This window comes from Terribacillus sp. 7520-G (genome assembly GCF_002271665.1).
Taxonomy (GTDB): Bacteria; Bacillota; Bacilli; order Bacillales; family Amphibacillaceae; genus Terribacillus.
The window spans coordinates 29,679-55,972 of record NZ_NQFP01000024.1; the positions used below are offsets into that span (position 1 = coordinate 29,679).

The 26,294-nt window shown below is 46.5% G+C and carries 31 protein-coding genes; 22 read left to right on the forward strand and 9 right to left on the reverse strand.

The features are described 5' to 3' along the window. Positions 1 to 236 precede the first annotated feature (236 nt). A complete protein-coding gene (locus CHH53_RS17330; protein ID WP_158221529.1) occupies positions 237 to 404 on the forward strand; it encodes a hypothetical protein in 168 nt (55 codons plus the stop codon). A gap of 332 nt (positions 405 to 736) precedes the next feature. On the opposite strand, the gene CHH53_RS09425 is transcribed toward CHH53_RS17330, so the two are convergent. Both CHH53_RS09425 and CHH53_RS09430 read right to left on the reverse strand, forming a co-directional pair. Continuing rightward, entirely contained in the window at positions 737 to 1,165 is a 429-nt protein-coding gene (locus tag CHH53_RS09425) for a BrxA/BrxB family bacilliredoxin (RefSeq protein WP_095215875.1), read from the reverse strand. After that, positions 1,166 to 2,293, reverse strand: coding sequence for a conserved virulence factor C family protein (locus tag CHH53_RS09430; RefSeq protein ID WP_095215876.1), 1,128 nt, complete (start codon positions 2,291 to 2,293; stop codon positions 1,166 to 1,168). It lies immediately after the preceding gene. 233 nt (positions 2,294 to 2,526) lie between these two features. Here CHH53_RS09430 and CHH53_RS09435 point away from each other — a divergent pair, with 233 nt between their 5' ends. The 6 genes from CHH53_RS09435 (at position 2,527) to CHH53_RS09455 (ending at position 5,342) form a co-directional block, all read left to right on the forward strand. After that, complete coding sequence (locus tag CHH53_RS09435) at positions 2,527 to 3,141, forward strand: DedA family protein (protein WP_095215877.1); 615 nt, start codon at positions 2,527 to 2,529, stop codon at positions 3,139 to 3,141. Positions 3,142 to 3,157: 16 nt separating this feature from the next. Next, on the forward strand, positions 3,158 to 4,018 hold the full coding sequence (locus CHH53_RS09440; protein WP_095215878.1) for an undecaprenyl-diphosphate phosphatase: 861 nt from the start codon (positions 3,158 to 3,160) through the stop codon (positions 4,016 to 4,018). A gap of 84 nt (positions 4,019 to 4,102) precedes the next feature. Further along, entirely contained in the window at positions 4,103 to 4,261 is a 159-nt protein-coding gene (locus CHH53_RS17335; RefSeq protein WP_158221530.1) for a hypothetical protein, read from the forward strand. Further along, positions 4,258 to 4,479, forward strand: a complete 222-nt coding sequence (locus CHH53_RS09445; RefSeq protein WP_095215879.1) for an alpha/beta-type small acid-soluble spore protein — start codon at positions 4,258 to 4,260, stop codon at positions 4,477 to 4,479. The genes CHH53_RS17335 and CHH53_RS09445 overlap by 4 nt, the downstream gene beginning before the upstream one ends. 34 nt (positions 4,480 to 4,513) lie before the next feature. Next, entirely contained in the window at positions 4,514 to 4,660 is a 147-nt protein-coding gene (locus CHH53_RS09450) for a YfhD family protein (RefSeq protein WP_095215982.1), read from the forward strand. A gap of 67 nt (positions 4,661 to 4,727) precedes the next feature. After that, positions 4,728 to 5,342, forward strand: a complete 615-nt coding sequence (locus tag CHH53_RS09455; RefSeq protein WP_233134996.1) for a spore coat protein — start codon at positions 4,728 to 4,730, stop codon at positions 5,340 to 5,342. A 30-nt stretch (positions 5,343 to 5,372) separates the two neighbouring features. Here the strand turns inward: CHH53_RS09455 and tlp are convergent, their stop codons facing one another. Continuing rightward, on the reverse strand, positions 5,373 to 5,612 hold the full coding sequence (gene tlp, locus CHH53_RS09460) for a small acid-soluble spore protein Tlp (protein ID WP_095215880.1): 240 nt from the start codon (positions 5,610 to 5,612) through the stop codon (positions 5,373 to 5,375). A 303-nt stretch (positions 5,613 to 5,915) separates the two neighbouring features. Between tlp and CHH53_RS09465 the strand changes: the two genes are divergently transcribed. The 4 genes from CHH53_RS09465 (at position 5,916) to CHH53_RS09480 (ending at position 9,596) form a co-directional block, all read left to right on the forward strand. Further along, positions 5,916 to 6,866 (forward strand): ABC transporter permease, encoded by a 951-nt coding sequence (locus tag CHH53_RS09465; RefSeq protein ID WP_095215984.1) that lies wholly within the window; start codon positions 5,916 to 5,918, stop codon positions 6,864 to 6,866. Then, positions 6,859 to 7,809, forward strand: coding sequence for an iron chelate uptake ABC transporter family permease subunit (locus CHH53_RS09470; protein WP_095215881.1), 951 nt, complete (start codon positions 6,859 to 6,861; stop codon positions 7,807 to 7,809). Before CHH53_RS09465 ends, CHH53_RS09470 begins: the two co-directional genes overlap by 8 nt. Next, positions 7,806 to 8,561: an iron ABC transporter ATP-binding protein gene (locus tag CHH53_RS09475; RefSeq protein WP_095215882.1), complete on the forward strand. Its 756-nt coding sequence runs from the start codon at positions 7,806 to 7,808 to the stop codon at positions 8,559 to 8,561. The genes CHH53_RS09470 and CHH53_RS09475 overlap by 4 nt, the downstream gene beginning before the upstream one ends. A 93-nt stretch (positions 8,562 to 8,654) precedes the next feature. Then, on the forward strand, positions 8,655 to 9,596 hold the full coding sequence (locus tag CHH53_RS09480; RefSeq protein ID WP_095215985.1) for a siderophore ABC transporter substrate-binding protein: 942 nt from the start codon (positions 8,655 to 8,657) through the stop codon (positions 9,594 to 9,596). Between the two features lie 45 nt (positions 9,597 to 9,641). On the opposite strand, the gene CHH53_RS09485 is transcribed toward CHH53_RS09480, so the two are convergent. Beyond that, positions 9,642 to 10,709 (reverse strand): nitric oxide synthase oxygenase, encoded by a 1,068-nt coding sequence (locus CHH53_RS09485; protein ID WP_095215883.1) that lies wholly within the window; start codon positions 10,707 to 10,709, stop codon positions 9,642 to 9,644. A gap of 140 nt (positions 10,710 to 10,849) precedes the next feature. Here CHH53_RS09485 and CHH53_RS09490 point away from each other — a divergent pair, with 140 nt between their 5' ends. Beyond that, positions 10,850 to 11,920 carry a methyl-accepting chemotaxis protein gene (locus CHH53_RS09490; protein ID WP_158221531.1) on the forward strand — a complete coding sequence of 357 codons (1,071 nt, stop codon included), beginning with the start codon at positions 10,850 to 10,852 and terminating at the stop codon, positions 11,918 to 11,920. 30 nt (positions 11,921 to 11,950) lie between these two features. Here CHH53_RS09490 and CHH53_RS09495 read toward each other — a convergent pair whose 3' ends face one another. Next, positions 11,951 to 13,546: a solute:sodium symporter family transporter gene (locus CHH53_RS09495; RefSeq protein ID WP_095215885.1), complete on the reverse strand. Its 1,596-nt coding sequence runs from the start codon at positions 13,544 to 13,546 to the stop codon at positions 11,951 to 11,953. 199 nt (positions 13,547 to 13,745) lie between these two features. Here CHH53_RS09495 and CHH53_RS09500 point away from each other — a divergent pair, with 199 nt between their 5' ends. From CHH53_RS09500 to CHH53_RS09535, 8 genes are all read left to right on the forward strand, one after another. Beyond that, entirely contained in the window at positions 13,746 to 14,930 is a 1,185-nt protein-coding gene (locus CHH53_RS09500; protein WP_095215886.1) for an MFS transporter, read from the forward strand. 64 nt (positions 14,931 to 14,994) lie between these two features. Continuing rightward, on the forward strand, positions 14,995 to 15,555 hold the full coding sequence (locus CHH53_RS09505) for a GNAT family N-acetyltransferase (RefSeq protein WP_095215887.1): 561 nt from the start codon (positions 14,995 to 14,997) through the stop codon (positions 15,553 to 15,555). Positions 15,556 to 15,916: 361 nt separating this feature from the next. Then, a complete protein-coding gene (gene qoxA, locus CHH53_RS09510; protein WP_095215986.1) occupies positions 15,917 to 16,939 on the forward strand; it encodes a cytochrome aa3 quinol oxidase subunit II in 1,023 nt (340 codons plus the stop codon). Between the two features lie 20 nt (positions 16,940 to 16,959). Then, on the forward strand, positions 16,960 to 18,909 hold the full coding sequence (qoxB, locus tag CHH53_RS09515) for a cytochrome aa3 quinol oxidase subunit I (RefSeq protein ID WP_095215888.1): 1,950 nt from the start codon (positions 16,960 to 16,962) through the stop codon (positions 18,907 to 18,909). 16 nt (positions 18,910 to 18,925) lie between these two features. Continuing rightward, a complete protein-coding gene (gene qoxC / locus CHH53_RS09520; RefSeq protein WP_095215889.1) occupies positions 18,926 to 19,537 on the forward strand; it encodes a cytochrome aa3 quinol oxidase subunit III in 612 nt (203 codons plus the stop codon). A gap of 1 nt (position 19,538) precedes the next feature. After that, complete coding sequence (gene qoxD / locus CHH53_RS09525; protein WP_095215890.1) at positions 19,539 to 19,859, forward strand: cytochrome aa3 quinol oxidase subunit IV; 321 nt, start codon at positions 19,539 to 19,541, stop codon at positions 19,857 to 19,859. Between the two features lie 86 nt (positions 19,860 to 19,945). Continuing rightward, entirely contained in the window at positions 19,946 to 21,085 is a 1,140-nt protein-coding gene (locus CHH53_RS09530; RefSeq protein ID WP_095215891.1) for an acyl-CoA dehydrogenase family protein, read from the forward strand. 71 nt (positions 21,086 to 21,156) lie between these two features. Beyond that, on the forward strand, positions 21,157 to 22,143 hold the full coding sequence (locus tag CHH53_RS09535) for a ketoacyl-ACP synthase III (RefSeq protein ID WP_095215892.1): 987 nt from the start codon (positions 21,157 to 21,159) through the stop codon (positions 22,141 to 22,143). 49 nt (positions 22,144 to 22,192) lie between these two features. On the opposite strand, the gene CHH53_RS09540 is transcribed toward CHH53_RS09535, so the two are convergent. Continuing rightward, the gene (locus CHH53_RS09540) at positions 22,193 to 22,639 is read right to left on the reverse strand and encodes a DUF2512 family protein (protein WP_095215893.1); all 447 of its coding nucleotides are present in this window, start codon (positions 22,637 to 22,639) and stop codon (positions 22,193 to 22,195) included. 127 nt (positions 22,640 to 22,766) lie between these two features. On the opposite strand from CHH53_RS09540, the gene CHH53_RS09545 reads away from it, so the two are divergent. Further along, the gene (locus CHH53_RS09545; RefSeq protein WP_233134998.1) at positions 22,767 to 24,212 is read left to right on the forward strand and encodes a SulP family inorganic anion transporter; all 1,446 of its coding nucleotides are present in this window, start codon (positions 22,767 to 22,769) and stop codon (positions 24,210 to 24,212) included. A 27-nt stretch (positions 24,213 to 24,239) separates the two neighbouring features. On the opposite strand, the gene CHH53_RS09550 is transcribed toward CHH53_RS09545, so the two are convergent. Next, positions 24,240 to 24,674 carry a GtrA family protein gene (locus tag CHH53_RS09550; protein WP_095215895.1) on the reverse strand — a complete coding sequence of 145 codons (435 nt, stop codon included), beginning with the start codon at positions 24,672 to 24,674 and terminating at the stop codon, positions 24,240 to 24,242. A 149-nt stretch (positions 24,675 to 24,823) separates the two neighbouring features. Here CHH53_RS09550 and CHH53_RS09555 point away from each other — a divergent pair, with 149 nt between their 5' ends. After that, positions 24,824 to 25,627: a VLRF1 family aeRF1-type release factor gene (locus CHH53_RS09555; protein ID WP_233135013.1), complete on the forward strand. Its 804-nt coding sequence runs from the start codon at positions 24,824 to 24,826 to the stop codon at positions 25,625 to 25,627. A 56-nt stretch (positions 25,628 to 25,683) separates the two neighbouring features. On the opposite strand, the gene CHH53_RS09560 is transcribed toward CHH53_RS09555, so the two are convergent. Beyond that, positions 25,684 to 25,863 (reverse strand): 2-hydroxymuconate tautomerase, encoded by a 180-nt coding sequence (locus tag CHH53_RS09560; RefSeq protein WP_093725739.1) that lies wholly within the window; start codon positions 25,861 to 25,863, stop codon positions 25,684 to 25,686. 13 nt (positions 25,864 to 25,876) lie between these two features. Next, entirely contained in the window at positions 25,877 to 26,293 is a 417-nt protein-coding gene (locus tag CHH53_RS09565) for a Fur family transcriptional regulator (RefSeq protein WP_095215896.1), read from the reverse strand. Between the last annotated feature and the right edge of the window lies 1 nt (position 26,294).

Genomic DNA, 26,294 nt, shown 5'->3' on the forward strand with positions numbered 1-26,294 from the left:
GAAGTTACCCATGTGACTAAAGCCCATCCTATTATGCTACCGTTGATTAACAAGTTTGTTTTCCACATTGGCACCCCTCCTCCGTTGGTTTAAGTTTAACAAAAAATGAAAGGGTTTTCAATACTGGGATGAACCCAATTATTGGTTTGGACATCTTTAAAAATGCAGTTTGCTTTTATACCTTTTTCGGCCGGCTGATGCCACCATTCCTGTTACTGTCAAAGAGGAGTCAGGGGATGAGGAGGGAAGGAGAAGCTTACCGCAATCAACGTCATCTTGATTCATTGAAACATGCTGACTTATCAAGGGATGCTTCGGAATGGGGGCCGGTAAAAGGGCTCAGCCGCCTTGGCAGAGATTTTCCCCCTGACAGGCCGGGTGCTTTCAGGGAGGCGATTGATTAACTGATCATCTGCAAGATGCCCGTGTCAGTCATTGAGCTGGTTAGAAGTGTTTGCATCTGTGAAGGCTAAAAAGGTCCCGGACTACTTGGTAAACGTCTGCTGCTTATGGAGAAGCCATCTTTTTTCATGTCTGGGCAGCCGAAAAGGAAGCATCATCCAGTTTGGAGAAAGCAACGGCAATGCGCGCTGCAGTCCTTTCTCAAGTAGCGATGGAAACTGAGAGTGATCAGGGTTTCCTTGTTGGCTTGATAAGCATGATCGCTAGATGAACAGGCTCGTCGATAAAGCTGTTATAAGAAAGAGATAAAAAAAGAGAGCTGCACTCGCAGCTCTTAGAGATGATTATCATAAGCAGTTGTCAAATTCTCCACAATTTCTTCCACATCATAGCCTTCAATCTGTTCGCGCGGGATGAAATGAACCAGTTCCCCGTCCTGCATCAAAGCAATCGATGGGGAGGATGGCGGCTGATCCGTGAAGTATTCGCGCATTTTTTCGGTCGCTTCCTTGTCCTGCCCGGCAAAAACCGTCACAAGATGCTCAGGTTTTTTCTCGTTTTTCAGAGATTCCCTTACGGCAGGCCGGGCAAGCCCTGCTGCACATCCGCAAACAGAATTGACGACGACCAATGTGCTGCCTTTTGCCTGGTTCACATAATTTTCTACCTGTTCTGCATCCGTAAGTTCCTGGAATCCTGCCTGTGTCAGTTCGTCCCTCATCGGCTGGACGATACCGCGCATGTATTCTTCATATGCATTCATTCATTTTTCCTCCTTTTGTTTGGCTGCTTCCGTCATTTGTTTCCAGACGGAGCCCTGTGCTGCTTCACCGCCGGCAATCCGTTCGATGGCCATATTCAGTTGCAGCTTCACTTCGAATTCTTTTTCCTGCCTTGCTGCTTTTTCCAGCATGGGAAGGCTTTCGGCTTCACCAAGCTCATAAAGGAACATTGCTGCCCGCCAGCGGACGATCCGATTCGGGTCGGCAAGTGTCGCTTCCATGGCTGGTGTCGCCTCTTTGAAGCCGAGATCGGAAAGGCAGTCGCCAGCCGTTCGGCGGACTGTCACGACTTTATCCTGCAGTGCACGATAAAGCAAGGGAAGGACTGCCTTGTCTTCGATCATGCCAAGATAGGCAGTTGCCAGACGGCGGATGGATGCTTTTGGATCCTGTAATGCTTTCTCAAGGAAGGCAAGATGCTCGATGTCCGGCTCCAGTTCATCCAATGCACGATAGCGTACACGCCAATCCTCTTCTTCCCAGACAGCCATGGTCGGCGAATTTCGTGTGGGAAGGGGTGCTTGAGGGTTATTGGCACGGGAAACGAGTTCTTGGAGGCGTTCCGGACTGTAGCTTGCCAGCAGTTCCTCATAGACATCCTGACCGACTTGCTCCGGATCACCGTAACGGGGATATTGTTCTTCCCATTTACGGGCGAAAACGATATTATCGCTCCCTGCTGCTTCCATTGCTGCTTCGGTAAACAAAGCCGGAAGTCCGATTCGCTTCTCCTGATCCTCGAACAGAAGCTTGATTTGCATCGGTACACCGTAGATCGTCTGAATCTGGACATCGACTTGTCCATAATGAGGCTCTTCGCTGCCGGCTCCTGCAGCTGAACCTTGATTTTCCTCCCCGAAGACCTTGCGGACAGCAGGGAGGATTGTTTCCCAGGCTGCTTTTGGGCTCCGTTCCAGTGCAAGGAAATCTGCAACACGATATATCCCTTTGACACCTTCGATTTGGAACAATGCTTGGATATACTCCGGATCGGCAGCGGTCACTGTTTCTTTTTTATAATCGAAACTGCTGCCCATCGGCAGCATATCATCCACTACGATCTTCATCGAGTATGGACTTGGGGTAGGCTCGATAGTCACGATCTTCATCGTATTCCCCCTATATACAAAATCATTTTTCTTCCTATAGACTATATCACAGAAAGGGTGAAAGTTGCGACAATGCGGCTCTAGGACTACAGCCCAATGAAAACTAAGTCTCTGTTTCTATTAACCTTGCGCACACTGTCTGCTAGAATGTTAATAATCCGTAAAAAATTCCACTTTTTTGAGCGCAGGATGCTATAATGATTTGGTAAATAATTTACGTTTGGAGTTGTGAAATGGATAATTGGATAACGCAGTTTATGGAACAATTCGGTTATTTTGCGATCGTATTGCTGATGGCCGGCGAGAACGTTTTCCCGCCTATCCCTTCAGAAATCATCCTGCTGTTCGGCGGCTTTTTGACAACCACTTCGGATAGTGTGACGGCAGTCGGTGTCATTATCGCAGCGACGATTGGTGCAGTCATCGGAGCCATTATCCTTTATGGAATCGGACTTCTCTTGGATGTCGAGCGCCTGGAGAAAATCGTGGACCGCTGGGGACATATATTGCGCATTAAAAAAGAAGATATACATAAAGCAGATGCTTGGTTCGACAAATATGGTGTATGGACGATTTTCCTTTGCCGTTTCGTACCGGTGATCCGGAGCTTGATTTCCATACCAGCCGGTATGTCCAATATGAATTTCCCGCTATTCCTTATCTTTACGACATTAGGGACACTCATTTGGAATACAGTATTAGTATTGCTCGGTATGTGGCTCGGTGAATCCTGGACGACGGTGGAAACTTATCTCGGGTATTATCAGGATGTCGTCATCGTGATACTGGCGATCATCTTCGTCCTGTTCGTCATTTGGTTCATCAGAAGGAATAAAAAGAAAAAGTAGTCAGAGGAGTAGAGGCATGAGTATTATCGAATTCTTTTCGGCCTTGATCATGGGGCTGGTAGAAGGGCTGACAGAGTTTGCCCCGGTTTCATCCACCGGTCACTTGATCATCGTCGATGATATGTGGCTGAAGATCCATGAGTTATTCAATGAAGAAGTGGCAAATACGTTCATCATCGTCATTCAGCTTGGTTCCATCTTGGCTTCGGTCATTGTATTTTGGGACAAGTTCATGCAGATTCTCGGCATCCGCAAACTGCAAGGGAAAGAAGAGGCGATGCCTGGCAAGAAAAACAAATTCAATCTTGGTATTGTCATTGTCGGTTTGCTGCCTGCGGGTGTCCTTGGACTTTTGTTCGACGATCTGATTGATAAGTATCTATTCTCCGTATGGTACGTAATCGTAGCATTGGTCGTAGGTGCTTTCTTTATGATCTTTGCGGATAGGGTATCCTCAAAGAAGAGAGAAACCATCGATTCGCTGGATGACCTTACCTATAAAAAAGCCTTCCTGATCGGATTATTCCAGTGTATTTCCTTATGGCCTGGGTTCTCCCGTTCCGGAGCAACGATTTCCGGCGGTGTCATCCTTGGATTGAATCACCGGGTGGCATCTGACTTCACCTTCATCATGGCAGTGCCGATCATGGCTGGTGCAAGCCTTGTCTCATTACGCAATCATCTGCATGCGTTCACGCCTGATGTGATCCCGTTCTTTATCGTCGGATTCATCAGCGCTTTCATTTTTGCTTTGATTGCCATCCGTACTTTCTTGAAAATCATTTCCAAATATAAACTTGTTCCTTTTGCCTTCTACCGCATCGGGTTGGCGATTGTGATCGTGATCTTCTTGATCTTCAATGGATCCCTGTCTTGAGCAGGGGTCTTTTTTTTGGCTAGAAGTGCCTTTCATATTATGGCGCAAAAGACAGAAGCTAATGCAGAAAGGAGGAGGAGCATCATGAAAAAGCATCGCGTTGATGGAGGAATCCGGATTGATGAAACGTATCAGCCAGGCATGGAGGAAGGACTTAACGAGCAGGAACCGAAAAAGAATCATGTGCGGGCCGATTATGAAGGCGATACAGGTGATGAGCATACGCTCGGGCATTACCGATGACAAGGCGTAATCGGATTTTGGTCCCGCAAGCACGGGAAGGTCTGGATGAGCTGAAGCACAAAATCATCCAGGAAGCCAACCAGCCATACAAAACAGAGCAGGCTTGCGATCCAGGGAATAGAACAAGCAGGGAAAATGGTAGGACAGGCGGCAGTATAGGCGGCAGCATGGTCCGCGAACTCATACGGATGGCAGAAGAGAATCTGAAGCACCGTTAAGGAGGAAAAGCCCGTGAACGAAAAAGACAAATCAATGGAAGATTATTATATGAAGTATACGGATTTGGATGGAGACGGTAAAGATATTTCATTTTCACAGGAAGAAGCCGATGCCGGGGATCTGGAGGCACAGGCCCGTTCCGATGCTGCCGATGCCCGTGTGGCAAAAAGGCATAAATAACCGGTCATATCTGAAGGAAGCACACGCCATACTAAGAAGGCACGACATCTCATAGGGGGTTATCACTTTGGAAAATCAAATGCAAACTGCACAAATGAATCAGCCGACAACCTTGCATGGCAAACAGAACCATGGTGGTCATGAGATCTTTGATACACATGAAATCCTTACCGGGATGATCAGTGTGATGGATCAATACAAGATCTTTGAACAATTCGTCCAGGATCCAGAGCTGAAGACAATTGCGCAACGCCAGGGTGATTTTCTAAAACAGACCTACAATACAATGGTGGAATCATTCAAAACAGGCCAGGATCCGACAGTGCCGACTACTTCCTACAGCATGCAGCAGGGAAATGATGTCGTCTACGGGCTGCAGCCAGCAGAACCGAAAAAGCCGATAACATCGGTCAATGAGGTGACGGATGAGTGTCTTTCCACGTATATGCTTTCTCAGGTGAAGGGACTTGCTTCCATGAGTGCGCTAAGTGCTTGTGAATTGACAAATCCTGTGCTGAGAAGGGTTGTAGCTGATTCCATACCGAACCTGATCGAGATGAGCTATGAAATATTCCTGTATCAGAACAAACATCATTATTATCAGGTGGCACAATTGCAGCCGAGTGATATGGCTGCAATGATGCAAAGTTATGATACAGCTCCTATGAATCAAACGCATTAAACGGAAGGTCCGCCATATAGGCGGACCTTTTCATTGATCCTTTTGCTGCTGATAATTCGCTTCTTCTTTCAGTTCATGACGCAGGCTTTCCACACTTGCTGCGCGTCTGTCGTTCTTTTCGTGCAAATAGGAAATTTCCTCATCGGTCAAATGCTCACTATTTGCTTTGACAAAATCCTCGGTCTGATGAACACGCTGCAGAGTATGCTGGATCGTATCTTCAATCCGTTCGGCATTGTCTGCGCGATTGTCCGGCTTTGGGTTTGGCATGATAAACCTCCTTTCAAGCAGATATAAGGTAGTATCCGCTATTGAAATGGAAGTTATGTATCCTACATATCTTTGGGGGGGATGCCAGGCAATGGCAAAGTGCCCAGCCAGGGAGCTATATTTTATAGCAATCCTTGTCTGTTTTCGTTACAAGCAAAACATCATGTAACAAAGTTGTCATTATTTTTAAAGAGATTCAAAAGTTCTATTGACGTCTCTTTTTCCATTTACTATACTAAAATAAGAATCTAATTGATAATGAATATCAGTATCACCGATGCTGCCGAAGAGGTTTTGACGCTTATGAAGTTGGTTTATTTGCTTATCGTTACAGTTTTATTAGCTGTTTGTTCCCTGTTTGTGGGAGTGGAAAATGTGTCATTTTCCGCTTTGTGGAACATGGATGGGGAAGCTTGGAATATCGTGCTTATCAGCCGGCTGCCTCGGATGCTCAGTATCATCATGGCTGGTGCAAGTCTCGGTATATGCGGGCTGATCATGCAGCAGCTTACCCAGAATAAATTCGTCTCACCGACAACTGCCGGGACGATGGATTGGGCAAGATTAGGGATCCTTGTTTCCTTGCTGTTCTTCACCGATGCGAGCCCGATATGGAAAATGTGTATCGCTGCGGCTTTTGCTTTATTCGGAACCTTGCTCTTCATGGGTATCCTCCAAAGATTGAAGCAGAAAGATACAATCTTTATCCCGCTGGTGGGAATCATGCTTGGTAATGTGGTCAGTTCCATTGCGACATTTTTCGCCCTGAAATTCGACCTGGTTCAAAATATGTCCTCATGGCTGCAGGGGGACTTCTCCCTGATCATGGAAGGGCGCTATGAACTTCTTTACTTGAGCATCCCGCTGCTGATCATAGCATTTTTATTTGCCAACATGTTCACGGTAGCGGGTATGGGGGAGGACTTCGCTACGAACCTCGGACTTCCATATAAGTATGTGGTGAATGTTGGTTTGATCATTGTAGCGATCATTACAGCAGTGGTCATCCTGACGGTCGGTGTCATCCCGTTCCTTGGTCTGATCGTGCCGAATATCGTCAGCATGTATCGCGGTGATAATTTGAAGAACAGTATTTGGCATACGGCTGTACTTGGTGCATTATTCCTGCTGATATGTGATATAGCAGGGCGCTTGATCATCTACCCATATGAAATTTCAGTAGGTTTGATGGTGGGCGTCATCGGGACAGGTATCTTCCTTTATATGCTGTTGAGGAGGAAGGCCTATGCTTAAGCGAAAAATTATCATACTCGTCTTGATTGCCTTGGGATTGGCTGGTTTATACCTGTTCATCCATATGAACTTCCAAGCGATGGAGTACTTGCTGCGTACCCGGCTGGAGAAAATCCTGGCCATGTTCCTGTGCGCTGTATCCATCGGAGTCTCGACTGTCGTATTCCAGACGATTACACATAATCGGATTTTGACGCCAAGTATCATGGGTCTCGATAGTGTGTATATGTTCATCCAGACCATCGTCGTCTTCCTGTTCGGTTCAGGGACATTTGCCATCCTCCAGAGTGATGCTTATTTCTTTGTCACCATCCTGCTGATGGTCGGTTTCGCTTTTGGATTGTATCAGCTGCTGTTCCGCAGGGGAGAGAATAATCTGTTCCTGCTGCTGCTTGTCGGGCTGGTGCTTGGGACATTTTTCAGCAGTCTTTCATCGTTCATGCAGATGATAATCGACCCAAATGAATTTCTCCTGATCCAGGATAGCATGTTCGCAAGCTTCACGGATGTAAATACGAATCTCCTGCTTGTCTCGGCAGTGATCATCATTTTGCTGTGTATTTACATATTCCGATACCGTCATTATTTCGATGTCATGTCGATCGGGCGTGATCATGCAGTCAACCTTGGCGTCCCTTACGAAAAAATCGTCAAACGGATGTTCTTGGTTATTGCAGTGATGGTTGCCGTATCCACTGCGTTGGTCGGACCTATCACTTTCCTGGGATTGCTGACTGCCAATCTGGCACGGGAATTCCTCCAAACGTTCCGTCACACATATCTGCTGATGGCAGCAAGTCTGCTCAGCGTCATCGCATTGCTCGGCGGCCAGCTGATTGTCGAAAGGATTTTTTCTTTCTCTACGCCAATCAGTGTCATTATCAATTTCGTCGGCGGTATTTACTTCATTTATTTATTGGTAAAGGAGAGTAAGAAGATATGATCGTAGCAGAAAAGCTGTCTAAGTTTTTTGGATCCAAGAAAGTCATCCAGGATGTTTCCGTCGAGGTGAAGCGCGGTGCGATCACTTCCTTCATCGGCCCTAACGGTGCTGGGAAGAGTACCTTGCTTTCCATGGTGAGCAGACTGCTGAAACAAGATGATGGGATTGTATATCTTGACGGTAAAGATGTACACAAACAAAAAAGTAAGGACTTGGCGAAGACAATAGCGATACTGCGTCAATCCAATGTTGTCCAGATGAGGCTGACAGTGCGCGAGCTGGTCAGCTTCGGCCGATTCCCGTATTCCAGCGGTCGACTCACTCCCGAAGATGAGGAGAAGGTCAGTGAGGCCATTGCTTATGTGAATCTGGAGGATTTGGAAGATAAATACTTGAACGAACTGAGCGGGGGACAAAAGCAGCGGGCATTCATCGCCATGGTCCTGGCGCAGGATACAGAATACATCCTGCTGGATGAACCGCTGAATAATCTCGATATGAAGCATGCCGTTCAAATGATGAAGCTTCTCCGCAGGCTGGTGGAGGATTTTGGTAAGACGATCCTCCTTGTCATCCATGATATCAATTTTGCTTCCGTCTATTCGGACCGCATCGTGGCAATGAAGGATGGCCGGATTATCGCGGAGGGTCCAACGGAAGAAATTATCCAATCTGACGTTCTCAAATCCATATATGATCTGGATATCGATGTCCATAATATCAGCTGTAATCGGATTTGTGTCTACTTTTAATCAACTGGGGTTAAAGGGGTGATGCCGTTATGAAGCATAATGCCTTTTTTGGCCAGCAATTCATCCATCAAAGAGAAAAAGGAGAGGGATAAAATGAAAAAACTGACGTTGTTGATGACAGGTCTATTATTCGTACTTCTGCTTGCAGCATGCGGGAGCAATTCCGATAGCGCAAGCAGTGCAGATAAAGAGGAAGAAAAGCTTACCATCAAGCATGAACTAGGTGAAACGGAAGTCGCTAAGAATCCAGAAAAGATTGTTGCATTCGATATGGGAGCATTGGACACTTTGGATAAGCTTGGTGTCGATGTAGCAGGTGTCCCGCAAGAGAGCCTTCCTGATTATCTTTCCAAATACAGCAGTAAGGACTATGAAAACGTCGGCGGCCTGAAGGAGCCGGATTTGGAGAAAATCGCAGAAATGCAGCCGGATGTCATCTTCATTTCCGGTCGTCAAAGCGACTATTATGACCAGCTTAGTGAGCTTGCACCAACAATTTATGTTGGGGTCGATACGACGGATTATATGAATTCATTCAAAAAGAATACAGAAACGATTGCAAAAATCGTAGGTAAAGAAAAAGAAGCAGAACAAGCATTGGGTGAAATCGATGACGCAATTGCGGAATTGAAAAGCAAAGCAGAAGGCATGGATGAAAAAGCTTTGATCACACTTGTGAATGATGGCAGTGTAAGTGCTTATGGGAAAGCTTCCCGTTTCGGTGTGATCCATGATGTATATGGTGTGCCTGCTGTCGATGACACGATTGAAGCTTCCACACATGGTCAATCCATCGGTTTCGAGTACATCTCAGAAAAGGATCCTGATTACTTGTTTGTAGTAGATCGCGGTGCTGTTGTAGGCAACGGTACTTCTTCAGCCGAAAAAGTATTGGATAATGAATTGGTCAACGGCACAAAAGCTGCGAAAGAAAACCACATCACTTATCTAAACCCAAACTACTGGTATCTATCCGGCGGCGGACTGGAGTCCGAATTGGAGAAAGTGAAAGAAGTCTCCGACGCATTGGAATAAGTAAAACAAAAAAAGCGCAAATGCACATGCATTTGCGCTCTTTTTTCAATGTGCATCTTCTTGATGGAAGTAATTCGGCTTCAAAATCCTGTTTGGATAGGGCTTGTGAAAAATATGGGTCGTCGCAGGCGACATTGGCGGAATAAGCCAGCTCCACATTCCCGTCACATCTCGTCCTGCTTTTTGCTCTTGCTTCTCGAAATGGGCAAATTGCTTGGCGGCGGTATGATGATCGACAATGGTAATGCCTGCTTTATGGAACGATTGAAGCACTGCGATATTCAATTCGACCAATGCCCGGTCCTTCCATAGGGTCGATGTTTTGCTTTGATCAAGACCAATCAGCTCCGCCACTTTCGGAAGCAGGTTGTAACGATCCTCATCGGCAAGATTCCGCGCCCCGATTTCCGTGCCCATGTACCAGCCGTTGAACGGCGCTGCGTTATAAGTGATGCCTCCAATCTCCAATTTCATGTCGGAAATGATCGGAACTGCATACCAGCGCAAGTCAAGCTCAGCAAAATCAGGGTATTCCTCATGCTCGATACGTACTTCCTTCACGATTTCTGCTGGTATTTCCTTAAGTGCGGGCTTTTCATCACCGACTTGCACAACGAGCGGCAGGATATCAAAGGCCGTCCCTTTGCCTTTCCAGCCAAGAGCATTGCAAATAGAGGTGAAGCGGATGGAAGCAGGATCTCCGATGATGCCATCCTCCGTTTCATATCCGGCATATCGGAGCAGCTGATGATTCCAAATCCGGATATTTTTATCTGGTGAGAAAACCGTGATCAAAGGTTTTATCTTTCCGTCATTTGTCGCTTTGTCAATATGATCGAACAGCCTCTGCAATACTTCTTCATTATTATTTGCATCGCGGGCGTCTATCACTTGCAGACCATTCCAGAACAAGCGTCCGATGCAGCGATTCGAATTACGCCATGCCATTCTGGCCCCATGCGTCAGTTCTTCTGCTGTATGGGTATATGTTGCATCGCGTGTTATATCGTGCCTGATTTCGCTCAGACGCCGATTCATTTCCATTTCTGATTTCCCCAGTTCCTGGTAGCTTTCCCGAATGAATTCGGTTGCTTCTTCCAAAAGTCCCTCCATATGATGCAGCCTCCTTTAGTCAGTTAGTAGTATAGCATCCGATGAAGGAAAAGATTTAATGTGGTGAAAAATGTAGAAAAAGGTTCATGATTGCAGCAGATAAGCCGATAGAAAAGAAGAGGGATAAAGGGGGAACAATGATGAAAAAACGATATCCAGTCACTATGCTTAGTTTGGGATACCTTTATGCATGTTTGCTTATCCTGCAAAATGAAAGGGTTTTCTTTCTGGATTGGCGGATCAATGTGATCATTGGTATTGTTTTGGCAGGGGGAAGCTTTGCTTTTGTTTTTGCATACAAACAGGAAAAGCCGGAGGGGATGGCGGAAGAGCCGATTGCAGCCGAGACGATCGTTCAGGAGCCGCCAGCGATAATCGAACCTGATGCCGAACCAGTGATCGAAACGGGGACTGCCGAACTGGAACAGGCAGGTGAAGCGCTGAAGCAGATTGTCAAAGCTTTGGAAGAAGTGACGGTTGGATCCGAGCATCAATCCCGGTCATCAGCAGAGCTGGCCGCAGCAATGCAGAAGTTTGCGGAAAATGTCATGATGGTTGCCCTGAAAGGGGAAGAAGCGAAGCAGATTGCAGCAAAAATGGATGCATTAACAAAAGAAGGGGCCTCTCATATGGATGATTCAGTAAATCATATGGACACGATAACAAGTAAAATTACATTCTCCTATGAAAAAGTGAGAGGCTTGAATGGCAAGACAGATCAAATCAGTGCCTTGCTCAAGGCAATCAAGGATATAGCCGAGCAGACGAATCTGCTGGCACTGAATGCTGCCATCGAAGCAGCCCGGGCAGGCGAGCAAGGACGAGGGTTCGCTGTTGTGGCCGATGAGGTGCGCAAACTTTCCGATCAGGTCCGTGTTGCAGTGACGGATATAACAGATGTGTTCCAAAGCATCCAAACAGAATCGAAGGAAGCTGTCGAAGCTCTCGGTGCAGGAAGGGAAGCCGTGGCTGCCGGTTCTGATAAAATCACGACGACCCAAAGCACATTCGAACAGCTGTCGGAGGAGATCGGCATCACCAGCAGCCAAATCGAAGAGATTGCTGCAGCGATGTATGATGTGCTTGATAATACACGTGGTGTAACAGATAGTATCAATAGTATAGTTGCGGTGGCGCAACAGAATGCAGCAAGTATGCAGGAGGTTACAGCCATTACGCAGGATATCCAGCATAAATTCGATAAGAAATGAAAAAAGCGACCAGAAATGGTCGCTTTTCGTTTAGGCTGCAATTCCCCAAGGGGAGAAAAGTATATACAAACCGATGATGCAGATTGTGATGAAGATCGCAAATGACTTTGCATATTTCCAAGGTGTCATATCGACAACTGCCGCATCCCTCAGTACAAAAGGCTCTTTCCGCGGCTTCCATTTGCCTAGGGCGATCATAAGGAGCAGGCTGAACGGGAAGAGGATGGCCAATACATAAAGGAAGTGTACTTCGCCAAAAAATACCTTGGATAAACCATACAGAATCAAATGTGTCACGATTGCAATCTTAACTGCAAACGCAGGTACCCGTTTCGTAAAGAACCCAATGAAGATGGCTGCCACGATCGGTACGTTGATGAATCCGAACATCTCTTGCAGATAATTATATAACCCGCTAGGGAAGAAGATGATGAATGGTGCGATGATGATGGAAATGACACCGACTGCAATCGCGAATATACGTCCTGCTTTCACAAGCTCGGAATCGGTCGCGTCCTTACGGAAAAGAGGTTTGTACAAGTCCAAAGTGAACAATGTCATCGTACTGCTCAAGGCACCATTGAACGAACTGAGGATGGCGCCGAACAGGATGGCTGCAAAAATACCAGTTATGGCTGTAGGCAGCAAATCGATGACCAAAGTTGGATAGGCATCATCCGCCGTTTTCAATGTATCCCCGTAAAGATGGAAGGCTATCGTACCGGGCAGCAGCAGATAAAGAACACCGAACATCTTGAAGAAGCCTGTCAAAAGGACACCTTTTTGCCCCTCGGCCAGATTTTTTGCCCCTAGCGATTTTTGGACGATTGCCTGGTTGGCTGCCCAGTAGAAGAGGTTGTTTACAAGCAACCCGGTAAAGATTGTCGGCCACGGAACATTGGCATCATTGCTGCTGTCGATTGCATTCAGTTTTTCGGGATGATCGTTTATCAGCTTGTCGATGCCTCCGGTGATGCTGCTGTCTCCCAAGGTCCAAAGGCCCAGCAGTAAAATACCTATACCACTTACAATCAGGGCGATGCCATATAAGGTATCAGCGGCCGAAATCGCACGCAGACCCCCGAATACCACGTAGCCAAGGCTGACTAATCCGATCACCCCGGCAATCAACGCAACCGCCCAAAATGTACTGATATGTAATCCGCCAGTTAAATCAAATATGGAATCCAGCACTAATGCCCCGGAATAAAGGACAGTCGGCAAGAAAGAAGTCATATAGCCCAGAATGAACAAAACAGATACGAACTGACGCGTCCGCATATCAAAGCGTTGTTCAAGAAAGTCGGGTATGGTTGTGATCCCCGTTTTTAAATATCGGGGAAGGAAAAGAAATGCAAGGACGAACAAAGCAAGCGGTGATGTGACTTCCCAGGCCATCGCAGTGAAGTTGCCGCCGAACGTCTGACCGTTCTGTCCGACCAGCTGTTCCGTGGATAGGTTTGTCAGGAGCATCGAACTTCCGATTGCTATTCCAGTAAGACTGCGGCCTCCGAGGAAATAACCGTCCGATGTTGCAAGATCGATCCCCCTCGTCTTGCGCCAGGAATAATAGGCGATACCGATCGTCACAAGGATGAATGATAGAATGATGAACGCATAAAGCATGACTGTTCCTCCTTATACTTTCGAGCAGATGTTACTGTGATTCTCTTGATGGGATACCCCTGACTTTCTTTGGCCAAACCTATTTGGATGTTTGGATCCGCTTCCTTGATTTTTTTGTTAAATAAATGGGTTTTGGTTTGTATCGAGGACTTTTCTGTTGTATCTTAAGCCAATGTCATGCTTTAAAAGGAGGATTAAAATGTCTTTAGCGAGCAGGCAGTTCAAGCCTGCGACAGTCATCGCCGTCCTTATGATCTGTGCTTTTGCCATCGGGACGACGGAATATGTAGTGACAGGGGTGCTCACCCATATAGCCCAGGACCTTGGAGTCACAATTGCAGCTGCCGGTCTTGTAGTCAGCATGTATGCGCTTGGTGTTGCGGTATTCGGCCCGCTGATGACGACACTTTCGGTCAAGCTGCCCCGCAAGCCGATGCTGCTTTTATTCATGCTGATATTCATCATCAGTAATATTATCAGTGCGACAGCGCCAAATTTTACGGTATTGCTCATTTCAAGGGTCACTTCCGCATTCATCCATGGTCCGTTTTTTGCATTGGCATTCGTCATGGCAAGTGAGCTGGTGGAGCCGCGCAAACGGGTCCAGGCAATCGCGGCAGTCAACGGAGGCCTGACGATTGCCATCATGATCGGGGTGCCATTCGGGGCCTACCTTGGTTCTCTCATTGAGTGGCGCCTTGTATTCTGGCTGATTGCATTGCTCGGGATCATAGGTTTCATTGGCTTGCTCATTTGTGCGCCGAATACGAAGCCCGAAGAAACCCCGCGCATCAAGCAGGAGCTTAGTGTGTTCAAGCATAAGCAAGTGCTGCTGACGATAGCCATCATCATTTTTGGATATTCAGGTGTATTCACTGCTTATACGTATATTGAACCATTGCTGCGTTCGGTCACCGGCTTTGGCGGTATAGGTATCATGATCAGTCTGTTCTTTTTCGGAATGGGCAGTGTGATCGGTAATTTTTCCACACCCAAATTGGCTGGAGGGAATGTGACCAGGACGCTTATCTATGTGTTTGCAATACTGACAGTGATCCTATTGCTGTTTCCGCTGGCAACGCCACATGCCGTCGCAGCTGTTTTGGTCATCGGCCTGTTCGGGGCAGGGGCATTCGGCACGACGCCTTTATTACAGTCGAAAATCGTCATGGCAGCAGCCGAAGGTCCGACAATCGCAGCAGCCACAAGTGTCTCCGCGTTCAATCTAGCCAATGCCGGAGGAGCTTATATAGGCGGGCTCGTATTGGATGCAGGACTCGGATTCACATGGCTGACCGTCATCGGGGCCGGGATATCCATCATCGGCATACTATTATCTGCCATCAGCTTTCGGGAAGGGAAAAAAGAAACCGAAGCCGCTTAAACTATTGTAAGTCCTGATATATTCCTGCATACTAGAGTAAATTCGGGGCAGGGGGGAGCAGGACATGGATCCAGTGTTGAGAGATTTCAAGACCATAATCGAAACGGAACGGCTTATCATCAGGCAGCCGCTAATCGGTGACGGGAAAGCTGTCAATGAAGCGATCAAGGCCTCGTTGCCGGAGTTGAAAAGGTGGATGGCTTTCGCACAGGAATTGCCAGCACCAGAGGAAACCGAAGCAAATATCAGGCAGTCGGTTGCAGATTGGATCAATCGGACGAACTTGCGTATGCTCATCTTTCACAAGGATACGGGAAAATTCATCGGGTCCAGCGGTTTTCATGCCATCGATTGGGATATTCCAAAAGTTGAAATAGGCTATTGGATGGATACACGCCACACCGGTCGTGGTTATATGACCGAAGCCGTAGGGGCGCAGACGGAGTATGCTTTTACCGAGCTTGGTGTCCGGCGGATCCAGATACTCTGCGATGAGGAAAACAGTGCAAGCCGGGCCGTCCCGGAACGGCTCGGGTATAAGCTGGAGGGGATACATCATTGCGACAGCCTCCGTGCCGATGGAAAGACAGTCCGCAATACGGTGTATTACAGCAAAACCAGATAACGTATGGATTACCAATAAATGAGCATAAATTACATAAAACGTTCAAATTTTGTTCACTACTTATTCGTATTCTCTCTTTTTGCCGGTGTTAGAATGTAAAATGAACTGTTTACTTACCGGGCAAGTCTGGTCTTTTTGGCTGCTTTGTATTACACTAGTTTCTGGATTGTTGTCAGACACTGCCGATCAGGCAGTGTGATTATGTGTTTCCAGTTGAATTTCTGCAGCTTTTAGGTATTGCGGAAGGTTCATTGTGAAATACTTATCAAAAACCCTATTAAAGCGAAGGGGTCGTTTTCTTATGCAGAGGGAAAATGACACATTCGTGAACTCAGGTAAAGAAAGGAAGGGAAGCAGGCGCATGCTTAAAAAATTGAAACCCTTGAGTCTTCTGTTGTTCCTTGCCCTGCCGCTAATGCTCGCCGGATGTTCAACACCGGAAGTGCTCGATCCGAAAGGACCAGTGGCAAGTCAGCAAAGTGACCTTATTATTCTATCAATCATCTTCATGCTTACAATCGTTGCGGTTGTATTCGTACTGTTGACGATCATCCTTGTCAAGTACAGAGAAAGAAAGGATCACGATAAGTACAGCCCTGAATTACACGGCAGCACGCTGCTCGAGACGATCTGGACGATCATCCCGATCATCATCGTCATCATCTTGGCTGTCCCAACCGTCAGAACGATCTACTCATTAGAGGACGCGCCTGAGCCGAAAACGGCTGAAGCTGCGAATGAGGATCCGCTGGTGATCCACGCAACATCCATCAACTGGAAATGGGTATTCTCCTATCCGGATGAAGACATTGAAACAGTGAACTATCTGCACATCCCGATTCACCGTCCGGTGGAATTCAAACTGACCTCCGCCGATTCCATGGCTGCTCTATGGATACCGAGCCTGGGCGGTCAGAAATACAACATGGCAGGCATGCAGACGACACTATATCTGCAGGCCGATGAAGCAGGCGTCTATAATGGACGGAATGCCAACTTCACAGGAGAAGGCTTCAATGAACAGCGATTCAAAGTCTACGCTGAGGAAGAAGCCGATTACGATCAGTGGGTGGAAGAAGTGCAAAACTCCGCTCCGGAACTGACACAATACGAGTATGACAATCTTCTGATTCCTGGTGTATATGACGGAACAGCTGAATTCAATGGTACGCATTTGCAATGGATCGACCATTCCAAAGATGCGGAATACACATTGGAAGCATGGGATCGCCTAGGCTATGAGCCGAAGAATCCGCATGCAAAAGACAAATCTCAACATATCTTGCCTGAAGACGAAATTCCATACTATCAGCAAGACAATACTGTAGACTACTCGGATGAAGACATGGACTCCAAAGAACATGCACATGCGAGTCACGAGTAACAGAGAGAGGGGGAAGAGTTTTGGACTTAAAATGGAATGAGTTTATCATTACCGGCGACCCATTGATCCTGGGTGCACAGATCAGCATCTTACTCGGCGGTATCGCCGTTGTAGCTGCCCTTACTTACTTTAAAAAATGGAGTTGGCTATGGAAAGAATGGCTGACTTCCGTCGACCATAAGAAACTGGGTATCATGTATATCCTCAGTGCCCTTTTAATGCTTTTCCGCGGCGGTATCGATGGTTTGATGATCCGTACGCAGCTTGCTAAACCAGGGATGGAATTCCTGGATCCGCAGCATTATAATGAGGTATTCTCGACACACGGTGTCATCATGATTCTCTTCATGGCGATGCCATTCCTGATCGGTTTGATCAACTATATCGTACCGTTGCAAATCGGTGCGCGTGACGTTGCATTCCCTTATTTGAACAACTTGAGCTTCTGGACATTCTTTGTCGGTATGGCTCTATTCAACATTTCCTTCATCATCGGTGGTTCGCCGGATGCCGGATGGACTGGATATACGCCGCTTGCGACGAATGAATTCAGCCCGGGTCCTGGACAGAACTACTACGTGCTAGGTATCCAGATTGCCGGTATCGGTACATTGATGACAGGTATCAACTTCTTCGTCACCATCTTGAAGATGCGTACGAAAGGTATGACATTGATGAAAATGTCCATGTTCACATGGACGACTTTGATCACAATGCTGATCATCATCTTCGCATTTCCAGTGCTTACAGTCGCACTTGCTATGCAGACATTCGACCGTCTATTCGGTTCCGTACTCTTCACCTTGCAAGGTGATGGTAACCCGATGCTTTGGGTCAACCTATTCTGGGTATGGGGTCACCCTGAAGTATATATCGTTATTCTTCCTGCTTTCGGGATTTTCTCTGAGATCATCTCGACATTTGCAAGGAAACAGCTATTCGCCTATAAAGCGATGGTTGTATCGATTGTGACGATTTCCGTGCTGAGCTTCCTTGTATGGGTTCACCACTTCTTCACGATGGGTAATAGCGCAGAAGCGAACAGTTTCTTCTCTATTACGACGATGGCTATCTCGATCCCGACCGGGGTTAAGATATTCAACTGGCTCTTCACGATGTATCGGGGCCGTATCAGCTTTACCACACCGATGCTCTGGTCCCTTGCCTTCATCCCGAACTTCGTTATCGGTGGGGTGACAGGGGTCATGCTCGCGATGGCAGCAGCTGACTATCAGTATCACAATACGTACTTCCTGGTATCGCACTTCCACTATGTGCTGATTTCTGGTACAGTATTTGCTTGTTTTGCAGGTTTGATTTTCTGGTATCCGAAGATGTTCGGACATAAATTGAACGAAAAAATCGGTAAATGGGCATTCTGGATTTTCGTCATTGGCTTCAACGTATGTTTCTTCCCGCAGTATTTCCTAGGGTTGGACGGTATGCCAAGACGTATTTCCACGTATACACCGGAAGATGGCTGGACAGGATTGAACATGATTTCGACAATCGGTGCGTTCATGATGGGTCTTGCATTCATCATCTTCGTGTACAACATCTACTATAGCTGGAGACATGCACCAAGAGAGAAGACTGGCGATGCTTGGGGTCTTGGACGTAACTTGGAATGGGCGACAAGTTCATCGATCCCGCCGCATTACAACTTTGCAGTCCTTCCTGAAGTGACAGGTCTCGATCCATACTGGGATATGAAAGAAAAAGGCCTTGATCGACAGAAGAACACGGATTATAAGCCGATTCATATGCCAAGCAACTCTTCCATTCCAGCAATCATGTCAGTATTGATGGGGATTGCAGCTTTCGGGCTTACATTCCAATGGTACTGGGTTGGAATCGTAGGTGCCATCGGTATCTTCATCACAATGATCGTCCGTTCATTCGATTACAATGACGGCTACTATATCAGCGTGGAAGAAATAAAAGAAACAGAAGCGAAAGCGAATAAATAAAGGAGGTTGTGAAGAAATGGCACATGATCACAATGTGAACCCCAACGCTCCATTGGAATACCAATCAGAAACCGGCCGTTTGAACATCACCGGTTTCTGGACCTTCCTTGGTGCAGAGATCGCTTTGTTCTCGACACTATTCGCATCCTATTTCGCGTTACAATCACGTGTAGGCGATGGACCGACATCAATCGAGATGTTCGAAGCAGGCCTGGTCATGATCATGACGATGCTGCTTCTTACAAGTAGTTTCACATGCGGTATCGCGATTCACGAAATGCGTGCGAACAATGTAAAAGGCGTTATCATCTGGATGATCATCACACTCATCCTGGGTGCAGGATTTATCGGTTATGAGCTTTATGAATTTGTACATTACGTACATGAAGGTGTTACACTAGGAACAAGTGCACACTGGTCAATGTTCTTCATCTTGCTTGGTACTCACGGTCTGCACGTTTCGATCGGTATCGGCTGGATCATCCTGCTGCTCATCCAGCTTGCAAGAAGGGGACTTACACCAAAAACAGCGTCGAAAGTATTTATTTCTAGTCTTTATTGGCACTTCCTGGACGTTGTGTGGATCTTTATCTTCACATGCGTCTACTTGATGGGGATGGTGAATTAATATGAGTCAACAAACGAAAAAAGGACATTTCCCTTGGAAGCATGTCATCGGCTTTTTGATTTCGATTGCATTGACACTCGTCGCCTTCGCAACAGCGCTATGGACAGACTGGTCATCATCAACGATTTTCATCATCATCTTGATTTTTGCGGTTATCCAGGCAGCATTGCAGCTTGTTATGTTCATGCACATGACAGAAGGAGAAGACGGTGGATTGATTTCCGGGAATACACTTTTCGGTTTCTTCATCGCTATCGTCATCATTCTCGGTACTTACTGGCTGATGACTTCCGGTCACATGCACATGGGTATGAGTATGTAAGATAAGACCCGCTCTTTGAGCGGGTTTTTTTGTATTATTTTCTGCTTTTCAATAGAATGGAAAAGAGAAATGAGGAGGTACGGCGCATGATAATCGCAAATGAGGAACATATTCTTGAAAAGGCCAAGCAAGCAGCGGAAGTTGCAAGACAATATAAAAGGATCGGCGATGAGCAGGCACGGCTCGCTCCGCAGGTGGTGGATGCATTTCGCTCGACTGGTTATACATTGCTGACCATCCCGAAAATGCACGGAGGGGATGGAGCCAATTTGCATGATTTCCTGCTGGCACAGGAAACGGTAGCTGCTGGTGATGGAGCGGCGGCTTTATCCATAGGCTGGCATCTCAGCACGATGCAGGATTTGACTGAAAATGCGGATTGGCCCGATGGGGTGTTTGAGGATTTCCTGCAAGAAGTCATCCAGGAGCGTAAGATAGTCAATCGTGCAGCGTCGGAACCGAATACAGGGAGTCCTACACGTGGAGGCATTCCAGAAACGAAAGCTGTGCGGGAGGGCAATCATTATATAATAACCGGCCGTAAAACCTTCACTTCCATGGCTGCTGATCTGGATTATTATTTGGTTACGGCTTATGTAGAAGATGATGATACTGTCGGAAGCTTTTTGATTTCCAGGGAAATAAATGGAGTACGTGTCGAAAAGACATGGAATCCCATGGGAATGCGTGCAACCGGAAGTGACGATTTGATTTTGGAAAAGGTTAAGGTGCCAGCTGATCATTATGTAGAACGAACCAGGAAGAAGTCAGGGCCAAAAGGATCGTTACTGCATATTCCAGCCTGTTATTTAGGCATTGCCAAAAGCGCACGTGACGAAGCTGTCAAGTTCGCTAAAGCATTCCAGCCGAATACATTGGATAAACCGATCATCAGTGTTCCTCACATACGGGAGAAAATCGGGAAAATGGATTTGGAATTGATGCAAGCCAGACATTTCATGTATCATGTTGCCAGTTTGTGGGATAGCTATCCTGAGAAGCGGAAATACCTGGGACCTGAGCTGGCAGCAGTAAAAGTAAATGCCACCAGGGCTGCTTCCGAGGCAGTGGACTTGGCGATGCGGATTGCCGGCGGCAGGGGACTTGCCAAGTCACAAGTCTTCGAGCAGCATTATCGGGATGTACGTGCCGGCCTGCATAACCCGCCTATGGATGATGCTGTATTGGAGCTCCTGGCTTCCCATGCTGAGAAAAAAGATAATTAATTTATTCTTTTTAGTACCAGGTATTAAAACTAGATGGTATAATGGAGGCAGATGTAAAGGAGGCAGATAATATGGAATCCAAAGCACGCATAACAGCGATTGGAACATATATACCGGAAAAGGTGTTGACCAATGCAGATTTTGAAAAAATGGTCGATACTTCCGATGAATGGATTGTACAGCGAACTGGCATCAAAGAAAGAAGAATCGCTGCTGAAGATGAATATGTAACAGATTTATGTGAAAATGCTGCACGGAACCTGGCGAAGAATTTCAACAAGTCATTGGATGATGTGGACTTGATCCTTGTGGCTACAGTGACTGGGGAATATAAATTCCCTAGTGTTTCCAGTCAGCTGCAAGCAAGACTAGGCCTGAAGAACACGGGAGCCGTCGATTTGGGCGGTGCATGTGCAGGCTTCGTATATGGACTGCATATGGCTAATGGATTGGTCACTGCCGGCATGCATAAGAAAGTACTTGTTTTAGGCGGAGAAACATTGTCCAAGATCACTGATTATACCGACCGTACAAGCTGTATCCTATTTGGGGACGGTGCTGGTGCGGCATTGGTGGAGTACGATGCTGAAAATCCTGGCTTCTTCGGCTTTCACATGGGAACGAAAGGGGAAGGCGGCCGCCATCTATACCAAACGGGCTTGTCCACAAAGATGAATGGGGAAGAGCTCACCAACCCAGGCAAATTGGTCCAAAACGGACGCGAAGTATATAAATGGGCCGTTTCCGGTGTTCCAAAGGGTGTCAAGAAACTGGTGGAAGAAGCAAACATGTCCATGGATGATATCGATTGGTTCATCCCGCACAGTGCGAACATGCGGATGATCGAGTCCATCTGTGATCGTTTGGATTATCCGGTGGAAAAGACGCTTACCAGCATGGCGACAGCTGGTAATACATCTTCGGCTACGATTCCTTTGGCTTTTGATTTCGGATTGCAGGAAAACAAGGTCAAAGATGGAGATACCATGCTATTATACGGATTCGGCGGCGGTCTGACCGAATGCGGTATCATCATCAAATGGGATCCAAAAGCATAAAAAATAAGCCCGTGGGTATTACTCCACGGGCTTTCTTCTGTTCATTTCTTCAAGAATCCTTATGCGGACCGCGAACAGGCAAATCACCAGCGATTTTCGTACGGAATTGATCCAGGAAGATGACATTGTAGTATTGATCTTTGCCATTGCGTATGACGTATTTCCGCACGTAAGCATGCAAAAATGTCCCATCCAGCCAAGCCAGGATCAGTCCTGCTGGAATGGCACCTGCCAATGGATGCACATGTCCATCGGACGCCAGGAAGATCAGCATCCAGCTGACAATGGTGAAGAAGATACAATCAAGCCATCCAGTGCTTTTATTTGTTTTACCTGGGAGCAATGCCATGTCGATCAAGTAACCGATGACTGTCAGGATGACTGTCAGCTGTGCTACTTTGGTGAAAGATAATTGATAGATTAAACCTGCGAAGAGATAAAGGATAGCCACGGCAAAGATGCCTTTCAGAACTATGGCTTTGATATGTTTCATCATTGTTCACCTGCTGCTTTTTTTATACAATATGTCCAGTTTGAGCCGCTTGTATACGCAGCTGCAACAAGTCCGGAAAATATGGTATAATAACCTGCTGTAAGTCAAGAGATAGGAGTTTATGTCGATTATGATTACAAATATAAGAGAAGCATGGTTTTCCAATGTGCCGAAAGATGTATTATCAGGCATTTTGGTCGCTTTGGCACTCATTCCAGAAGCAATTGCTTTTTCCATCATTGCTGGTGTCGATCCGATGGTCGGATTGTATGCCTCTTTCTGTATAGCCATCGTAATATCATTCGCTGGCGGAAGACCCGCGATGATATCTGCAGCTACAGGCGCGATGGCACTCGTGATGGGAAGTCTGGTGGCTGATCACGGACTGCAGTATCTTTTCGCGACGACAATCCTGACGGGTATCATCCAAATTCTATTCGGTGTCTTTAAAGTGGCGAGATTGATGATTTTCATCCCGCGTCCGGTCATGATCGGATTCGTAAATAGTCTGGCAATCTTGATCTTCATGGCCCAGCTTGTACATTTCAAAGGTGAATCATGGCAAATTTATGCTTTCGCAGCAGGCGCCCTGCTGATCATCTATGTGCTCCCGCGGTTTGTGAAAGCTATTCCATCACCGCTGGTGGCGATTGTCGTGATGACCATCATCGCCATCTTTACCCATAGCTCGACGAAAACAGTCGGCGACATGGGAGAGCTGAAGCAGGCTTTGCCCTCGTTCTTCATCCCGGATGTCCCGTTCAATATGGAAACATTTCAAATCATTTTTCCGTATGCGATTGCTTTGGCGATCGTCGGTCTGATGGAGACCTTCCTGACAGCGCAGCTATTGGATGAATATACGGATACAGATAGTAATAAGAACCGTGAAGCGCGCGGACAGGGGATTGCCAATATTGCTGCCGGATTCTTCGGCGGAATGGCAGGCTGTGCGATGATCGGGCAATCCGTCATCAACGTAAAAGCTGGGGGACGCACCCGCCTATCGACCTTCATCGCAGGTGCCTTTCTCATGCTGCTGATTCTCGTCTTCCAGGATGTTTTAGTACAAATCCCGATGGGGGCACTTGTTGCTGTCATGTTCATGGTCAGTATCGGTACATTTGACTGGTCATCGGTACGGAATCTGCATCGGATGCCGCGGACGGATGCAGTGGTCATGATCGTGACAGTGATTGCCGTCGTGTGGACAGATAATCTGTCCATCGGTGTCATCATCGGTGTATTGATGAGCGCTGTATTCTTTGCTGCTAAAATTTCCAAGGTGGATGTCAAAGAGACAAAGCAGAAAGATACGAAGGTATATAAAATCAAGGGTCAATTGTTCTTCGTTTCCGTGACTGATTTTCTGGCAAGCTTCCATCCCAAACAGGAAACTTCCAAGCAAATCATCCTTGATTTTCAGGAAGCAAGACTATGGGATGATTCTGCTGTCGGAGCATTGGATAAACTTGTGCTGAAATATCGGGAATACGGCATCCAAGTCGACATCCAAAACTTGGATCATGCAAGCCAGGCCTTGGTCGATCGGCGGGCTGCTTATATTCAGGCATAGAAAATAGCGTATACCGGATGGTATACGCTATTTTTTTCTTTTGAACACAATGTATTTCATGAACAAGAAGCTGCTGGAGGAAGAAAGGAACATTGCCGCCCCTTTTGCTGCATTGTGCTCTATATATGCCGGGATCGAAATGAAAGTGATGGCTCTCAGGACGGAAAGACCGGCAATGAAGACAAGATTGCTGATTACTAACGCAATCAAGGCTTGCGCAAAGAACAAGCCTTTCTCGGCCATGTTTGATTTTTTTTGACTGCGGAAGGTATATCTCGTATTCCAATAGTAACTATTCCAGATACATACCAAATAGCTGATCGTATTGAATAGTAACAGTAAAAGATTATCCTTTGTCGGCCAAATGAGTAGCAATATATTCAGCACAGCCAAATCGACTGCTGCATTCAGTACGCCAATAGAGGTGAATTGCAGGATTTGGGTCCGGGTCCGTTTTAACATGATTTTTCACAGCCTTTGGGTGACATGGTTATATCTTAACATTCTTCCCTCATTTGCTGCTTTTTTAACGTTTCAAGTAGCTTGGATGTGGTATGTAGTGCTATATGCTAGTTTCATTCAAGCAAATCTGGAAGAGGAGTGATTGCAGTTTGTGTTATGCAAAAAATATGGAGAAACTTGCACAAAAAGCCAAGCACCATCCTCAAAAAGTACTTAGCATGTATGTGAACACCGATCCGGCCAATCGTGATCAGACAGGCGGGGAATGGAAGATTCATGTGAAAAATGGCTTGAAGAATTTCGAGACATATCTCAAGAATGATCCCGAAGAATGGAAGCAATTCTTGAAAGTGAAGGAAAAGGTGAAAGCTTTTTTGGACGATAACGGTCAAAGCATGAAAAAAAGCTGTGTCGTGTTTGCATCAGCAGATGATATTTGGTTTGCCGAATGCCTACAAATGCCCGTAACAACGGAATTCCACTGGGAGGATGAGCCAAAGCTGGAACAATTCCAGTCGCTGTATGACCGATTCCCGGAATCTGGTGTGATCTTGGTCCAAAAAAATCAGGTGAAAGTGATCGATGCCGTACTGGGAAAGATCAAGGATACGAAACTTTATGAAATGGATTTGGATACGGAGAAATGGAAGGTGCAGGCAAGCCCTCAGCGAGCTTTATCGATAAAAGGAAAAGGCGGCAAAGGATCGAAAAAGGAGACGATCGAGAGCCGTTTGGAAGCCAATCAAAAACGCTGGTATAAGTCTTTGGCGCCGGATCTCGATAGACTGGCCAAGGAAAAAGAATGGAAATGCATCCACCTTGTGGGTAATAAAGAAGAAGCAAGATTGATTGAAAGCCATATGCAGAAGCAGGTCCAGCAAACCGAAAGCAAAAACCTTTTTGATCAAGAGGAGAGGAAAGTCCTGGAAGAAGTGATGCCAGCCTATTCATGATCAAAGTTGCGAGAGGAGTGAAAAAGCAGCATGCCCAGTGGCATGCTGCTTTTCCATTAGGATAGGCGTTTCCCCGCCACACCATAATTTGCTTTGTTCATTTCTTCGATGACGATGGAAACTGCTTCAGCGCGTGCGCCGGTTGTTTCGACCATTACATCGGTCATCTTTTTGATCATTTGCTCTTTTTGTTCATCTGTACGGCCTTCCAGCATTTTGACGGTAATGATTGGCATATATAACGACTCCTTAGCGATTGTGACACGTCGGGCAAAGTCCATAAAGCTCGAATGCGTGTGTATTTATATGATAATCCGCCAATTCATCTGTGTAAACCGGCAGCGGACATTTTTGGAGCGGCTTGGTCAGCCCGCAGCTTTCGCAGATGAAATGATGGTGATGCGTGCCGCTTTTACAAGCGATCTTGAAGAGTTTCTCCCCGTTTTTCTCGCGGGTCTCCAGCAGCCCAAGCTGTTCGAAAAGGCGGAGGTTTCGGTAAATCGTATCCAAACTGATGCCCTTATAGCTGGTTTCCATGAACGCAAGCAGGGCCTTTGCACTTCGATACCCTTGGGCATGAATGAAATAAGATAGAATATCCGCGCGTTTATCCGTATACTTATGACCATTTTCTTTCAGGATGGCAATGCCTTCGTCCACTTGCATA